Raw genomic sequence first — 2030 nt, 5'->3', positions numbered from 1 at the left:
GACGTACCCTTTGCTTCTTTTAATGACTGGTTTTCAGCACAAAAATATTAAATTCCGCTGATAGATTCACTAAATAAAACAGAAGCATAAGATACGTCCCCATGCTTCTGTTCAGATCGTTACTTCTTAGGTATTTCACACCCATCCTCGTCACACAGATCGCCGTCCTGGCTGTTTAGAACCGTGATTTGATCCTCTGCAATGACTTTTGTCAGTGCCTGGACGAATGCCTCGGTTGGCTGTGCACCAGTGAGGGCGTATTTGTTATTGATGAGGAAGAATGGGACACCGGTGATGCGATACTGCTTTGCGGTTTGCTCATCGGCACGGACCTCATCTGCCATCTCATCGCTGGCAAGCATGTTCGCGACTGCTTCCCGGTCTAACCCAACCTCCACAGCTAATTCCGTTAAGGTTTCATGATCCCCGATATGTTTTGAATCGGTAAAATATGCACGCAAGATGCGTTCTGTCATCTCATGCATCAATCCATGCTTTTTAGCAAACATCGTTAAACGATGAGCATCAAAGGTATTGGTTAAAATAACAGTATCCAGATGATATTCCAACCCAGCTTCCTTCGCCATTTGTTCCATGTTTTGAAGGTTGCCTTTTGCCTGCGCGATACTCATCCCATATTTTTTCGCTAATAATTCTGGCATGTCTTCTTTTATATCTTTACCCATTGTTGGATCCAGTTCAAAGCATCGGTATGTAACTTCGATTGGATGGTCAATCTGCTGAATAGCGTCCTCCAGACGCTTTTTGCCAATATAGCAGAATGGTCAAGCGTAGTCCGTCCACATTTCAATTTGCATCATGTAAGTCCCTCCTAAACGATAATTCTACTATAGTATAGGTGTTAAGCTAAAAATTTACACGAGATTTGATTCGGGAGTCAAAACACCTTAATCAGCTTCCCACAAACGAATGACGTCCACCAATTTTTCTCCTTCAAATGTCATTCTATATACATCCGGTTTTGAAAGTTTATGTAAAAAATCTAAATTATACCTTCTATCAAAATACGCCATCATGAGGGTCATTACAGCTCCATGTGTGCCTATTGCCACTTTCCTCCCTTTACAGCTCGTTAATATATCTTTTAAAACCCTGATAGCTCGTTCCTGGCAATCTTTATTAGACTCCCCTCGTGGCAACGCATAGTCTGGATCTGCAAAGGATCTCTCTAACAACGGAAATAATTCTTCATCGGAAAGTCGCATGTCTTCTCCTGAAAAAACTCTCTCTTTAAGGTCTTCAATAGGTAAAACTTGTTTTCCGGAAAGCTCAGCTAACTTCTGAATCGTAAGGCTCGCTCTGCTGTATGGGCTTGAAGCAAAAACCTCAATCTCTTCTTCTTTTAACAGCTCAGTTATTCGCTTAGCATCTCGCTTCCCCTTTTCAGTTAATCCTCTCGTTCTTTCATTTTCTTCTTTTTTCGGTGAATCACCATGTCTCACCAGGTATATAAAAGTTTGCATGCTGCTCCTCCAGCTTTTTTCACTCTATGTAACAGTGGTTTTATATATGGATTCAACATGATGTTCCAATAACCCTTTTCAATCAATTGCATAAAAAAAGAAGCCTAATCATTCTAGGCTTCGATAAAATATATGTTAGTGCACTCGAATTTCCTCATGAAAATCTTCATCATGATGAACTCTAGTATGCTTTGATTCAATACGTTCAAATTCATCCATTTCCATCCCATGACATGAAGCGCCCATCCACCAGTTTTTGAATTCATAAATTAAATCGGATAACATCATAATTCCTCCCAATAGGGTTAATGGATTGTTTACGCTTTCATTATATCATGTGAAATTATTCACGTGAATACTTTCACACAAAAGACGGAATAGCAAAATTATACTGAAAATATAATCCCACTCCTTTAGATATACCCGGCTAACGAAAACTTTCAAAGCTGCTATTAAAAAATCCTTTAGAACTCTATTAAAACATTCACAAATTAGACAAAATTCTTATGCTCTTACCATGTCCTTTCCCCCTCTCTTTCCTTATTT

The 2030-nt window shown here is 39.4% G+C and carries 3 protein-coding genes; all 3 read right to left on the bottom strand.

The window, feature by feature from the left end; translation table 11 throughout:
- Positions 1-119: 119 nt before the first annotated feature.
- On the bottom strand, positions 120-773 hold the full coding sequence (locus tag WB217_RS05910; RefSeq protein ID WP_423991566.1) for a DsbA family oxidoreductase: 654 nt from the start codon (positions 771-773) through the stop codon (positions 120-122).
- Between the two features lie 135 nt (positions 774-908).
- Complete coding sequence (locus WB217_RS05905; RefSeq protein WP_423991564.1) at positions 909-1484, bottom strand: histidine phosphatase family protein; 576 nt, start codon at positions 1482-1484, stop codon at positions 909-911.
- 135 nt (positions 1485-1619) lie between these two features.
- Positions 1620-1769 carry a hypothetical protein gene (locus WB217_RS05900; RefSeq protein ID WP_423991562.1) on the bottom strand — a complete coding sequence of 50 codons (150 nt, stop codon included), beginning with the start codon at positions 1767-1769 and terminating at the stop codon, positions 1620-1622.
- Between the last annotated feature and the right edge of the window lie 261 nt (positions 1770-2030).

The sequence above is a fragment of the Mesobacillus sp. genome, from assembly GCF_049588175.1.
Lineage (GTDB): Bacteria > Bacillota > Bacilli > Bacillales > Cytobacillaceae > Mesobacillus.
This window is presented reverse-complemented; position numbering and strand designations above follow the sequence as displayed.